The sequence below is a fragment of the Arachidicoccus rhizosphaerae genome (genome assembly GCF_900107765.1).
GTDB classification, from domain to species: domain Bacteria; phylum Bacteroidota; class Bacteroidia; order Chitinophagales; family Chitinophagaceae; genus Arachidicoccus; species Arachidicoccus rhizosphaerae.
Genome location: NZ_FNQY01000002.1, coordinates 78,143 through 92,064, shown reverse-complemented (window position 1 = coordinate 92,064; position 13,922 = coordinate 78,143). Strand labels below are relative to the sequence as shown.

General features: G+C 46.1%; 12 protein-coding genes. 6 read left to right on the top strand and 6 right to left on the bottom strand.

Annotation, left to right across the window (positions count from 1 at the left end):
- The first annotated feature begins 44 nt into the window (after nt 1-44).
- The 4 genes from smpB (at nt 45) to BLU80_RS02555 (ending at nt 3,498) form a co-directional block, all read left to right on the top strand.
- The gene (gene smpB / locus BLU80_RS02570; RefSeq protein ID WP_091392939.1) at nt 45-485 is read left to right on the top strand and encodes an SsrA-binding protein SmpB; all 441 of its coding nucleotides are present in this window, start codon (nt 45-47) and stop codon (nt 483-485) included.
- A gap of 183 nt (nt 486-668) precedes the next feature.
- Nucleotides 669-1,181 carry a DUF2911 domain-containing protein gene (locus tag BLU80_RS02565; protein ID WP_091392936.1) on the top strand — a complete coding sequence of 171 codons (513 nt, stop codon included), beginning with the start codon at nt 669-671 and terminating at the stop codon, nt 1,179-1,181.
- Between the two features lie 37 nt (nt 1,182-1,218).
- On the top strand, nt 1,219-2,367 hold the full coding sequence (locus BLU80_RS02560; RefSeq protein ID WP_091392933.1) for a cysteine desulfurase family protein: 1,149 nt from the start codon (nt 1,219-1,221) through the stop codon (nt 2,365-2,367).
- 81 nt (nt 2,368-2,448) lie between these two features.
- Entirely contained in the window at nt 2,449-3,498 is a 1,050-nt protein-coding gene (locus BLU80_RS02555) for a TerC/Alx family metal homeostasis membrane protein (protein WP_244518692.1), read from the top strand.
- A gap of 107 nt (nt 3,499-3,605) precedes the next feature.
- On the opposite strand, the gene BLU80_RS02550 is transcribed toward BLU80_RS02555, so the two are convergent.
- Entirely contained in the window at nt 3,606-6,140 is a 2,535-nt protein-coding gene (locus BLU80_RS02550; protein WP_091392930.1) for a DNA gyrase/topoisomerase IV subunit A, read from the bottom strand.
- A gap of 241 nt (nt 6,141-6,381) precedes the next feature.
- Nucleotides 6,382-6,990: a DUF1543 domain-containing protein gene (locus tag BLU80_RS02545; RefSeq protein ID WP_211481729.1), complete on the bottom strand. Its 609-nt coding sequence runs from the start codon at nt 6,988-6,990 to the stop codon at nt 6,382-6,384.
- Between the two features lie 123 nt (nt 6,991-7,113).
- On the opposite strand from BLU80_RS02545, the gene BLU80_RS02540 reads away from it, so the two are divergent.
- Complete coding sequence (locus BLU80_RS02540) at nt 7,114-7,620, top strand: uracil-DNA glycosylase family protein (protein ID WP_091392929.1); 507 nt, start codon at nt 7,114-7,116, stop codon at nt 7,618-7,620.
- A gap of 240 nt (nt 7,621-7,860) precedes the next feature.
- On the opposite strand, the gene BLU80_RS02535 is transcribed toward BLU80_RS02540, so the two are convergent.
- Entirely contained in the window at nt 7,861-9,261 is a 1,401-nt protein-coding gene (locus BLU80_RS02535) for an OmpA family protein (protein ID WP_091392926.1), read from the bottom strand.
- A gap of 137 nt (nt 9,262-9,398) precedes the next feature.
- Nucleotides 9,399-10,484, bottom strand: a complete 1,086-nt coding sequence (locus BLU80_RS02530) for an Ldh family oxidoreductase (RefSeq protein WP_091392924.1) — start codon at nt 10,482-10,484, stop codon at nt 9,399-9,401.
- 243 nt (nt 10,485-10,727) lie between these two features.
- Between BLU80_RS02530 and BLU80_RS02525 the strand changes: the two genes are divergently transcribed.
- Nucleotides 10,728-12,245, top strand: a complete 1,518-nt coding sequence (locus BLU80_RS02525; protein ID WP_091392922.1) for a hypothetical protein — start codon at nt 10,728-10,730, stop codon at nt 12,243-12,245.
- A 155-nt stretch (nt 12,246-12,400) separates the two neighbouring features.
- On the opposite strand, the gene BLU80_RS02520 is transcribed toward BLU80_RS02525, so the two are convergent.
- Together BLU80_RS02520 and BLU80_RS02515 are read right to left on the bottom strand one after the other, a co-directional pair.
- Nucleotides 12,401-12,868, bottom strand: coding sequence for a single-stranded DNA-binding protein (locus BLU80_RS02520; RefSeq protein WP_091392920.1), 468 nt, complete (start codon nt 12,866-12,868; stop codon nt 12,401-12,403).
- A 251-nt stretch (nt 12,869-13,119) separates the two neighbouring features.
- Complete coding sequence (locus BLU80_RS02515; RefSeq protein WP_091392917.1) at nt 13,120-13,758, bottom strand: hypothetical protein; 639 nt, start codon at nt 13,756-13,758, stop codon at nt 13,120-13,122.
- Between the last annotated feature and the right edge of the window lie 164 nt (nt 13,759-13,922).

Sequence of the window (13,922 nt, the reverse complement as noted above, 5' to 3'; positions counted from 1 at the left end):
TTCCGATATTTATATTATTTTCGACAACAACCACTTTCAAAGCCATGGGGGCATCACATGCAAACAGACAGGCCTATTTCCATTACAACATTGAAAATAAATATGTTGCAGGCATTGTTTTGTTAGGCACCGAGGTCAAGAGTATTCGAAGCGGTAAGGTAAGTTTCAATGACAGCTTCTGCCTGTTTGACAAAGGAGAACTATGGCTCAGAGGACTGTTTATCGGGCAATATGATTTAGGAACTTCCAATAATCATTTACCGGTTCACGACAGAAAGCTGCTGCTGACCAAAAGAGAACTAAAAAGGCTGCAAGCCAGTATTAAAGAAAAAGGATTGACAATCATACCTTTACAGATTTTCATTAATGAAAAGAACCTGGTGAAGGTGGAAATAGGTGTTGCCAAGGGTAAAAAACTCCATGACAAGCGGGAAACGCTGAAAAAACGGGACACGGACCGGGAAATCAAGCGTTATCTCAAATAAGGAGCCGGCCTCTGGCCTGCTTGCATTAAAATATTTTTAAAGTAGGCTGCATTATAGCTTTCATTAAGATCTTTGCCGTAATTTCACTGAGTAACTTCACTGCCTGAAGTGGGCGAATATTCTTTCTAACCGGAGAATGGAGCTGCTTTCAGGATGCCATTTTAAAACAAAAAAATATTACAAATGAAAAAATTAATGTTGTTATGCCTGTTTGCCATTGGTATCGGCCTGGTAGCCAGTGCTCAGGGACCCAAAAAGAGAGTCAGCCCGAAAGACAGTGTAGCCATTACCACTAAATCTGGCGTAGACATTAAGATCGTCTATGGAAGACCCTTTTTAAAAGGACGTGAGATCACCTCCATTGTACCTTATGGTAAGGTATGGCGTACCGGTGCCAACGAGGCAACCGTTTTTGAAATCAATCAGGATGTTACCATTGAAGGCAAAAGCCTGCCCGCCGGTAAATACAGCCTGTATACCATCCCAGGGGAAACCACCACCACTTTAATATTCAATAAACTCTGGAACCAATGGGGTACCAATTACGACCAGTCCAATGATTTTCTGCGGGTCGATGTTCCGATGAAAAAAAATCCTGATTCGGTAGAGGAATTTACCATTTCACTTCAAAAATCAGGTGTTGTGAATCTCAAATGGAGCCATTGGAATATTGAATTCAAGGTCAAAAAAGGATAAAACTGATTTGTCCAACATAGTCTAATCTTTAATATAGATGATCTATCTGGATTATAATGCAACCACACCAGTGGATGAAAGGGTAATATCTAGGATTTTACCCTTTTTTTCTGTTGATTTTGGTAATGCCGCCAGTGCGCATCCTTATGGACGTAAAGCCCATGAGGCGGTGGAGGCTGCCCGCGGGAGCATTGCCCGCCATATCGGTGCAGACTCCTCCGAAATCATTTTTACCTCGGGCGCGACCGAGAGCTGTAACCTGGCCCTCAAAGGATGCTTTGAATCCTACGCCGGCAAAGGCCGGCACATTATCACCGTTGCCACCGAGCACGCCGCCGTGCTGGACAGTTGCCGTTATCTAAAGACGAGAGGAGCAGAAATCACCTATCTGCCTGTTCAAAGCAGTGGCCTTATCGATCTGGAAGCGCTTGGACAAGCCATCAGAAGCGATACCATTATGGTGGCCGTCATGACCGCCAATAATGAATCGGGCGTTATTCAGCCAATAAGAGCCATTGGCCAGCTGTGTCACCAAAGAGACGTTATTTTCTTCACGGATGCCACCCAAGCCCTGGGCAAGCTGCCCATCGACGTTCAAAAAGATCAAATAGACCTGATGGCCTTTTCAGGGCATAAGATCTACGCGCCTAAAGGCGTCGGCGGTTTGTATGTCCGCAGAAAAGCACCCCGTGTCCGGCTCGCCGAACAAATGCAGGGCGGCGGTCATGAAAAGGGTATGCGCAGCGGCACTTTAAATGTCCCTGGCATTGTAGGGATGGCCGAAGCGCTGCGGCTGTTTTCCCTGCCGGAACAGCGGCAGGTTGAGGCCGGCATTCAAGCGCTCAGGGACCAGCTGGAAGCGGAACTTCTGAGGCTTCCAGGCGTCTTTAGTAATATCCCCGGCCATACCAAGAGAATGAGCCATGTGGCCAATCTGAGATTTGAGCAGATCACCGGCAAACAATTACTGGGCAGATTAAATGAGCAGCTGGCGGTTTCCAGCGGTTCTGCCTGCAGCACCGAAAGCAAGGAACCGAGTCATGTGCTGCTGGCCATGGGGCTGACCGAGGCCCAGGCACAAAGCAGTATCCGCTTTAGTCTGGGAAGATTTACCACGGCACAGCAGATCCGACAGGCAATCAGCATCATTACCTCGGCCGCTGAGGACCTGAGGCGCACATCCTGACTTGTAAAATCCCTCCGATCGGTAATTTTTGCAGGACAATTTTTTTCTACCACTTTTTTATAAAACAGCTATTTTTACCACATGAACCCTTTACCCCTATCCTCTTTGTCAACGCATATCAGTACCGTATTTGCCATGACCATTACCCATACGGAAATCATTTACGGCTGTTTCGCTGTTGTCCTGATCCTGGCCTTGCTGCTGGATCTGGGGCTCATGAGCAAAAAAGGCAAGGAGGTGACCATTAAACAGGCGACCCTGCAAACCATTTTCTGGATCGGTCTTTCGCTGATATTCTGGGGTTTTATCTGGTATGAAAACGGCTCCAATGCAGCTACTAAATACATTTCAGCTTACCTGATGGAATGGAGCCTGAGTATTGACAATATTTTTGTCTTTATCCTCATATTTGCCGCTTTCAAAATAAAAGAAACCGATATGGGTCGGGCCTTACTGGTTGGTATTCTTTTGGCCATCGTATTTAGAATTATATTTATAGCCGTAGGCATCGGCCTTATTGACCGCTTTCACTGGATCATGTACATTTTCGGGGCGTTTTTACTGTATACCGGCATAAAGCTCTTTATCCAGAAGGAATCTCATGAATTTAATATGATGGATTCCAAATTCTTCCAATGGGTAAAAAGAACGCTGCCTTTCACCGACGAGGATCCGAATGGAAAATATACCCTCAAAAAAAACGGCAAGAAGCTATTCACCTCCTTAACACTGGTCGTTATCGTGCTGGCGGTGACTGATATTGCCTTTGCCCTGGACAGCATACCGACCGTGGTATCGCTGGTGAAAGACGGTGCCAATGCCAAATTCTCCAGCAGCGATGTACTGGTGATTTATTCCAGTAACATTTTTGCCATCCTGGGGCTTAGAAGCCTGTTTTTCCTGCTTAGAGGCGCCGCCAACAAGTTCCGCTTCCTCCAACAGGGAATCGCCTTTATCCTAATCTTTATCGGTGTTAAAATGCTGATTGAATTTTTCCATATCCATATACCCATCGGTATTTCCCTGGGCGTAATCGTCCTTTGTGTGGGTGTCAGCATTGCCGCCTCCTTGCTGATTCCGGTCAAAGCAACCCCCACCCAAAACGATCTGCCGCCCAAAACAGATGCTTAGGTGCGGCGCAGCTTCAAGAACTGTCCAGCATAAAAAAGTCCGTTTCTGTTACAGAAACGGACTTTTTTATGCTGACGCCAGCAATGGATCGGTGGCGTTATCTTTTATCAGAAAAGGCTGGGCTGATCATCACCGCCCTGCGTTGATTTTTTGGGGCTGATCCATTCCATGGCCACTGATTTACTAAAATCCATGAGTTTCGCGCCTACGGCTTTCCAGCCCATGACTTCCACCAGATTGGCAATCCTAAACTTGGTCGCCCTCACGGCAGAACCACGTCCTATCTGCACTTGTAATACCGGCTCCTCATCCATGGTCACGGCTTCCACATAATTCCCCTCCCCGTCTTTGATAAAGCTGAATCTTGATTTAAGCGTCGAGGTCTCAATTTTAAACCGTTTCACATTAAACTGCTTTTTATCATTATCCAGATAAACAGCCGTAATGATTTTCTCGGGATCAAATTTTTCAATCATCAGGACTTTTTCCACATCAAAGCGCTGGTTGAGTTCGGTATCTACAATCTCATAATTACCATCATTATAAATAACCAGTATATTTTCATCATCAAAGGTGCCCAGCAGCTGCCCTTTCTCTTCGGTATTTAAGCGCCCGAATTTATCATCAAACCAAAGCTTCCTGCCTTCCAAGGTCGATTTACCTTTCTCTTTCAGCTTAATGGATCTGACCGGGTATTTCACGATCTGATTACCGTTACTGCCCCGGCCTTTGATTTCAAGGGTGCTGAAATCAAAATCCAGCTCTTTTTTCTTGGCTGAACAGTTAGGACTTAACAGGATACGGACGACCTCTGCTTCTCCGTTCGGGTTGGCCGTAAAATAGTGCACCTTGCTTTTGTCGGAGCCTTTGGTCAGATCGTAATCCTTGTCACGGGTGATGCCTGTAACATTAAAGCGCTTCGCATAACTGACACCCGACTGACCATCCACATAAATCATATTATAAGTGGTCCTTTCATCTCCTTTCTGGAAAACGGCTGCATGTAATATATCCTTACCGATAAAAACTTTATCCGCCACCCGGACGACTTTCATCACACCGGCCTTGGTAAAGCAGATAATATCATCCAGATCAGAACATTCACATAGAAAATCATTTTTCTTCAGACTGGTTCCGATAAAGCCTTCGGCGGCATTGATATAAAGTTTGGTATTAGCGATCACCACATGCTTGGCTTCAATGGAATCAAACACCTTGATCTCTGTTTTTCTTTCCCGGCCTTTTCCGAATTTTTTAATCAGGTTCTCAAAATAGGCGATGGAAAAATCTGTCAGGTGATCCAGGTTAAACTGTACCTGATTGATTTCTTCATCAATGGTTTTGATCTGTTCGATCAAGTCATTGATGTCCAGTCTATAGATACGACGAACCGGTTTCTCTGTCAGTTTGAGCAGATCCTCTCTTTCAATAGGCCTTTTGAGTTTCTTCTTAAAAGGATCAAAAGCCTTGTCAATGGCATCGATAACGACCTCCCAGCTCTTATGCTTTTGTTCCAGTTCCTTATATATTTTCTCTTCAAAGAAGATTTTTTCAAGGGAAGTATAATGCCATTTCTCCTCCAGTTCTGCCAGTTTGATTTCCAGTTCTCTTTTCAGGAGTCCTTTGGTGTTTTCCGTAGAGGTCTCCAGCAGTTCATTGACCGTAATAAAACGCGGTTTATTTTCAACAATGACACAGGCATTGGGAGAAATACTGATTTCACAATCCGTAAAAGCATACAAGGCATCAATGGTAATATCAGGAGAAATACCGGCAGCCAGCTCTACGTATATGGCTACCTCCTGGGCGGTACCGTCCGTAACTTTTTTAATTTTAATCTTACCATTATCATTGGCTTTTACAATGCTATCTACCAGGGAAGAAGTGGTTACGCCATAAGGTACACTTTTAATCACCAGCGTTTTTTTGTCCTGCTCCTCAATAATGGCTCTGACTTTTACCTTACCTCCTCTTTTCCCTTTATTATAATGAGAGACATCCACCATGCCACCGGTCAGAAAATCAGGATACAACTCAAATTTTCTACCCTTCAGATATTTGATGGATGCATCACAGAGTTCAATAAAGTTATGCGGTAATATTTTGGTGGAAAGACCTACGGCAATACCATCGGCCCCTTGGGCCAGCACCAGCGGAAATTTCATGGGCAGCGTGATGGGTTCGTTTTTACGACCATCGTAACTAAGCTGCCAATGCGTGGTTTTGGGATTAAAAGCAATTTCCAGGGCCAGTTTGGACAACCTGGCCTCGATATAACGGGAGGCCGCTGCGGGATCTCCGGTCCTGACATCTCCCCAGTTACCCTGACAATCGATCAGCAGGTCTTTTTGTCCCATATTGACCAGCGCATCTCCGATACTCATGTCCCCATGGGGATGATATTGCATGGATTGCCCGATAATATTGGCTACCTTATTGTATCTGCCATCATCCATTTCTTTCATGGCATGCAGGATCCTGCGCTGAACGGGCTTTAACCCGTCTTCAATTGCAGGAACGGCACGCTCCAAAATTACATAGGAGGCGTAATCTAAAAACCAGTTTTTATATTGCCCCTGAACACCGGTATTAATGCTCAGGTCTAATTCTCTTTTTACTTCTTTCTTTACTTCTTTTGCCATGTATGGTTAAATCCTGTTGTAATTCATTTTATATCCATGAAGCGCCCTGCTCCCGGTAAGGGCAATTTAACGGAATTATTCGCTTTTGCGCTATATGGATGCATTATTTTTTAATATCAACCGCCCGCAAATATAACATGCTTTTTGGTAAATTGCCCAGGTGTGAATAAAATATTTAGCACAATCCTCCATCCTCCTTACGGTTTACAACCAAAAGGTTTTTCTTATTAAACCCTGAAAATCAAATAATTTTCTGCAGCTGACTTAACTTGGTATATCCGATATGCCAGTCATCCTGAAGGTCACCCTCCTGCTGCTCCTTTGGCAAATCCTGAAAACTTAAATAAAATTTTTCCTTTAGCTCCGGGGCCAGAATGTCCTCCACGTTGTAAAGATCATCGATATCCACGCCGTACTGATCGTCAATATGAGAGCCTGCTGCCTGTTTATAAAACTCAGACTGCTTAGCCGCCCGGATAGCCCCCGGCTTATCTTTTTGCACCGTCAGCAACTTATAATGATACTCTTCAAATACCGCCGGCTGATAGCCTCCCATGTTGATAAAATATAATTGGCGTAGGTCAGCGGCCTGCGGTTCATTCGCCTTGCCTCCCTTGTCCGGCGACAGCGTTCTTGGCTCAACTGTCACGGCTACATCGCCGACCCGGGTCACCCGGCGCCAGGCGTCCAGATGCAGTTTACCCCCCTCAGGCCAGAAAGCTTCCATCTGACGGGTAAGCCCCTCAGCGTCCGCTGCGATGCCAAAAAAAATATCATGCTGTTCAATATGCCTGCCCTCGGGCTTACAGCCGATCAGGCACATAAATAGATGAGGTTGATGTTTTTCCATAGAATAAATATAAAAAGATTACAGCTGCTTTTGCCGCTTGTTGAAAAAAAAAATTGCCACAGGGAGCATACATGAATAAAAATTACCGCTTCCGAAAACCTGTTTAATAACTACCTTTAAGGGATGCAGATAGAGACTCATCCACATGCCCCTTTTGTACCGCATCCCTTAAAGATTTTATTGATGGGCAGTTTTCCGGGCAGAGCTGACACCTTACATAAGGACCCGGACAATCAGTGGTTTTATAGTGCCAAACGCAATCAGCTCTGGAAAATCCTGGAGATCGCCTTTAACCAGCCCTTGCCGGATACAAAAGCAAAAAGGGAGCTGCTCACCCGTCAAGGAATCGGGATTGCCGATATCCTACTACAAATCAACCGGTTAAAAGACAGCAATGCGGATCAGGATTTACAAATCATCCGCTATAATGATCAGGCTATTGCAAAAATCCTTCAAGAGCACCCCCAGGTACGCATTTGTTTTACCAGTCGTTTTGTAGAAAAACAGTTCAAACGTTGTTTCCCTACCTTTACCAACACGGAGTTATTGCCTTCTCCCTCTCCCAGATATGCACGGTTGTCTTTAGAACAAAAGGCAGCAGTTTATAAAACGATGCTCACCAGGACCTAAATCTTAATGTAAATCTACGTCCAGGATCCGAAGGCCACCGTCCAGCACACGCCTGTTTAGCCCTAAAGTAGACGGCTACCCAAAAAAGGGCAGCAGTCACTGCCAGCGTTTACTACTGGAATGCTGCTGCCCTTTTTGGGGAAGTTTCCGGCCACTCAGTCTTAATTGATTTGTCTTAGCCGGGTAAAAAGCCGGAAGGCGCCATGCCTGTTTTTTTATCCCCTAATACACCTTATACGTCTAGTAAAGGGTAAATTCTACTCTTCTGTTCTGCTGTCTGCCTTCAGCAGTATCATTGGTGGCGATGGGCTGGCTGCTGCCATATCCTACTGCCTCGATACGGGAGGCGTTCGCTCCTTTAGATACCAGATAAGCTTTTACGGCTTCCGCTCTTTCTTTGGAAAGACGCATATTCAGGGCATTACTGCCGGTATTGTCCGTATGACCGGCGAGTTTCAGACTAAAATTCTTATTGATGAGCAGTTCAGACACTCTGTCCAGACTAGGGAAAGAGCTGGGACGGATGGTCGCTTTTCCTAAATCAAATTCCAGATCCTTAATGGCTTCATCCACAATTTTACGATCCTGCTGGGTAACCACTACTTTTTCCTGTTTAATGATCTGTTTGGGTTGCGGCAGCGGACAGCCGGCCCCATCCACCCTTACCCCGTTTTCAGTATTGGGGCATTTGTCAAAAATATCAGCCACACCATCGCCATCACTGTCTTTTTTAGCGTTTTCCAGCTGACCACGCAGCCCTTCAACGGCCTGTTTATTATCTTCATTTGCCTGATCCAGCTGTCGTTTAAGATCCTGATTGCGTTCATATAAATCCATGGCTAGCTGCGCCGGCGCATTCACGACCGCAAGCTGCGGTTTATTTCGGTTGCCGAGCGCAAATTCGATTCCTATGCGCACGCCGGAAAAACGGTCATTGTGACCGCTGGCTCCCACGCCGTCAAAGTACTTGCTGTTTACAAAATTAGCGTGGTAGCTAACGTCCAGATTAATACCGGTCGCCACATTAAATTTAGCACCTACACCCACGGGAATATAAAAAGCCGTGCTGGCATCGGGTTTTGTCTGGGTCGTAACACCCTTATTTGACACATAGGTATAGGCATCATCGCCTGCTCCCACTTTTGTGTGAAAGCGCATGTAGCCTCCACCCGCGCTGATATAAGGCAATACCGTAGCCTGTTTATTGAGCCAGTTAATCGTTCCCAGTGTAAAAACACCGCTTAAGGAAGTGGCCAGATCTATATCTGTTTTAAAATTATCTGCAGTTCTTACCACGTCACCCATATCCTGGAGAATCCAGGCGTACTGGTCGGACTTATTATGCCCCTTTACCTGGCCCCGCATTACATCCAGTTGCAGGCCAAACCCGTGGTAAATCTGTTTTTTAAGGCTGAGGCCGTAAATGGCACTCAGCTGATCCATACCCAGTCTTTTAAAATCATTCCCAAAAGGGGTAACCGGCAGGGATACGCCGCCAAAGGCACCCAGTGACCAGGTTCTGTAATCACTCACGCCGGAAAAAGGCGTCACTCTTGGAATACTATAATCGGAATTTTGAGCCTGGCTGGCAACCGCCACTAAGGCGCCCATGCCAAGAAGAACATATTTTTTTATTTTCATAATAGAACAGTTTGATTTTCAGTTTTATTGCTTGTACATATTCAAAACAAACATTATGCCACAGCCCACACCCCTACGCAGGCTGCCCTCTGATCATGGCCAGATTATAGGTCCCGACAGGTAGCGGAGCAAAGCGGCTATTGATCCAAAGCGGGCAGCCCCAGCTTCCCAGCCAGGTTGTTCAGATCATCGACCACCGGCCCAATCAATGGCACGCCGGTTATACGGTACGCTGCCTCTTTTTCAGCTTCCGGCATCCCTGGTATCAGGACTCTTTGCTGGCCTTTAGCCGGTTTGGCATTTTTAAACCGGTTAATCCAGTTATCCATATTTTCAAAGAAGCTTTCCTTGCTGCGAAAGGCATCCACCCGCATGGCGCCCAGAAAATGCCCGAGCCCCTCGCCCGGCATATTTTCAGGCATGGGGATATACGCCGGAAAGGGCGGTGCCCAGGGGCCATAGGATGCCCCGCTAAGTACAGCGGAAAATATATCTACCACACTGCTCAAAGCATACCCTTTATGGCTGCCATGCGTCCTGTCTCCCCCCAGCGGCAATAATGCGCCGCCTTGTTTGACGCAGTCAGGATCTTCGCTGGCCAGTCCCTCCTTATCCTGTGCCCACCCGGCAGGAATGGACGTTTTTTTACGGGAGGCGACCTCCAGCTTACCATTGGCCACGGTCGTCGTGGCCAGATCCGCAACAAAAGGCGCCTCTTTACCCGCCGGAATCGCTACGGCTATCGGGTTGGTTCCCAGCATCCTTTCCTGAGAAAAAGTGGGCGCCACCAGGGCACTGGCATTGGTCATGGCCATGCCGATCATATCCTTTTCAAGGGCCATCATGGCATGAATGCCTGCAATCCCGAAATGATTACTGTTTTTTACACTCACCCATCCCGTACCTACCTTTTCTGCTTTCTCCATGGCAATTTTCATCGCCTCATGGGCAACGACCAGCCCCAATCCCCTGTCTCCATCTACCACGGCTGTGGAGGGTGTCTGATGCACAATCCGTATATCGGGAGTCGTGTTGACACGGCCTGCCTCCCATAGGCGGACATATCCGCTTAACCTGGCAATACCATGACTGTCCACTCCCCGCATATCTGCGCTAAGCAGGACCCTTGTGGCAATATCAGCATCTGAATCATTACAGCCTATTTTTAAAAATACAGCCTTTGTAAATATGGACAGCTGCTGATAACTATAAGAACTTTGCATATATAATAAATTGAGTAGCAAAGATAGGATAAGCAGACCGCTTTCTAAGTGCAGTATTTTTTACGACGCTTTACACCTTATTTTAACCTGCTTTCACATCCGGCGGCTGAATATAGTACTTTTGTGGCTGCATTTTTGGATGATGAGTGCCAATAGCGACAAATTTTGATAAAAATGTAGCCGTCTAAAAGCAAGTTTACCGCTTAGACAAATAATAAAACATCACTTAATTTATACCGTGTAATGGATTCACAGATAACAGCTTCTTTTCCTTTTAAACAAACCATTTATTCCAGCGGCCATGCCTTACAGCGCTGTTCTGTCCGGATTTGTATCTATATCGTCAGCGCCTGCCTGCTGCTGCCTTTAGCTACCAGGGCGCAGGTGAGTGACAGTACCACCCGGCCACCCGTCACAGACACCGTAAATCAGGCGCCCGCAAACCGAATTAATCGCCCCCAGACCACGGTTCCTGTAAGCAGCCCTATAATGGCCACAGACAGCCCTCAGGTGTATGTACCCCGTATTATCCATTATGAAAAGGCCGGCATCCACAGCGATTTTGTGCTGACAGCCAGAAGAAACAGTTTTAAAAATTACCTGATGGATAAAACGATCAGAGAAACTTTTTCCGGTCCCCTGAATCAATATACCGATTATAAATTTGAGAATGCCTGTTTATCCGCTACCCAGTTTTTAATCAAAAATCAATACAGTCAGAGAGGCTTTGAGAAAATGTTTGAACAGTATTACCGGCTGGACGCTTCTACCCGGCAGGCGCTGCTGACAGCCGTCTATGGCATCTATCCGACCGGCTTCAAAGACCAGGTATCACAGGTACTGCCTTATGAAAGAGACCCCAAATTATTTGCCATCGCCGCACTGTACGCTTACAGAGCCGACAGCACGCTTAGTAACCGCAACCGTTTACTGGGTCAGATCAACAAACAATTTGCACAGAGTAACCAAAGTCCCCTGTTTATTCAGCTGCGCGGTTATCTGCTGCATCACCAGGCGGACCAGCACACTCCTACGCCCTCCGTGCTTGAATTATTCAGATATCAGCAGCTCTGGCACCAAAAAACGGTCTATAGCTTTCAGCGGTGGGACCGAAATTATAGCGGGCTATGCATCGTCCAGTATGAAGACGGGCATTTTGCCAGAGACAAAAATGGCCGCCTTAAAATATTCAGGCAACTGGCCAGATCCGGCAGCGGTCTGCCTTCCTTTATTACGAATGGCAACACCCCGCAAGGTGTATACAGAATTGCAGGCTCCCGGGTGTCCATCGATAAACTCATCGGCCCCACCCCGACCCTGCAGTCCATTTTACCCTTCCAGGCAGATTCGGTGTTTTTCAGAAACCTGCCTTATGACAGTACCGGCACCAAACTAGACAATTATAAATTGTTATTACCGCCTTCCTGGCAATCCTATGCCCCCATGCAGGAAAGCTTCTGGGCGGGAGCCATAGGCAGACGCTATATTGTCATTCACGGTTCCACGCTGGATGGCAGCTTCTTTGAAGGCTGGTCTTTTTACCCCAATTCACCCACAGACGGCTGCCTGTCTACACTGGAGAGCTGGGACAGCACCACAGGCGGCATTGACCACAGTGATCAGTTAGAGCTGGTCAATACCTTTCATGCAACGCCTGGCGGACTGGGGCTGCTGGAAGTAATCAATCTGGATAATCAGAAAAAGAATGTGACGGAGGCAGAAATCAATGCCCTGGTGGAGCAGTTTGAGCAGAAAAAATAGACTGGCAGCAGGGGCAGCCATCTAAGCGTTGTTTCCTCCCGGATACAACAACGAACCTGCCCGGCTTTAACCGGTCCTGAGGGACCGACAAAACGGGACAGGTTCGTTTGCCAAGGTCGGCATTAAGGTTTTTTACTTCGTATATTGTCCGTCACTTAAAAAGGCAGATCATCGCCATCCGCTGAATCTATACCGCTGCCGCTCTGGGCACCGGAAGACCCGCCGCTATCTGGCTGATTATATCCTGAGGCTCCTGAGCCCTCTGAAGGTCCCATTGACCCTTCCTGACCATAATTATCACTGGGTCTGGAACCCAGTAGTTGAACATTATGAATTCTTAGGGTAAGTGATATTTTATTCTCTCCGCTTTGGGTGGTATAAGAACGGGTATCGGGCGTTCCTTCCGCATATACCTGCGTTCCTTTTTTAAGATAAGGAGCAATGGCCGTCTTCTCCGTCCAGTAAGCACATTCCACCCAAATGGTTTTAGGTTTCATTTCACCGGTCGTGCTGTCGCGGTACCTTTCAGTATGGGCGACGCTGAAATTAATCACCGTACGTCCGTTTACATTATTTACGGTACAGTCCCGACCCAGATTTCCAATCACTTGCAATTTAATCATAAAATGTCAATTAAAATTTGGAGGCAAATATGTTTGCAGCAATATACATTTTTTTGCTACAAAATGTACAAATCGCCGTAAAAATTGAGAAAACGCCAGTTTTATGCCAGAATGCACTTCTGAGCAAAAAAAAATCAGGAACAGACGATCAAAATGATGGTCTGTATCCTGATTGATTTTGGTTTATAGTCAGCTTATCCCAGATACCTTAACTTAAGCAGTACAAGGTATAGGGTTTGTTTTGTCTGTTGTTAGAGCTGAGAAGGGTCTTTGACCATGGAACGCACTTTGGCGCTAGGCAAAAAGACCTGTACACCAAAGTTTACCCCCAGAGAATGCAGGTAATTCGTATTACCGCCGCCTACAATTGCATTATATTTCACCAGACCTTCCAAGGCAACATTAGGCGTTAAAAAATAAGAATAGCCGGGACCAAAGCCAAAGGCGAAACCATTGGTGGTTACACCTGGTTTGGTATTGCTACCTGCAAAACCGGCATTGGCTTCCGCAAAGAAACGGCCATGCTGTAACAGGTTGTCCACGCCTTTCTCACCTGGAGATAAATAATAACGACCTAATGCCTGGATACCGTAAGTAGTGGTTTTAATGGCGCCATCGCCTTTACCATCTTTGTCGAAACCAAGATTAACAACACCACCGACCATTAAATTATCCTTGACAAAATAGCCTACTTTAGGGCTGATTCCGACATTATATCCTGCACCGCTGTTTAATCCGAAATTAAGACCAAACAGGCTTCCGTTGCCAGCATTAGCAACCCCGCTTCCCAGGTCAGTGCCCAGCATCAGATTGCCTTTCTGGATTTGAGCATTAGTCACAGTCAGGGCACCAAAAAGTCCCGCTACTGTTAAAAAAAGTAATTTTTTCATGTTTTACAATTTAGTTTGTTTGGAATGTAAATACCCACGTCCCTTGTATAATCCAATGTATCTGTTCTAAGCTAAAAATTCGTGCCAAAAGCACTCAAAACGCGAAAAATGTAAAAAATAATGAAATCACAATTCCTTATTTGTCAGCATTTTACCATGATGCA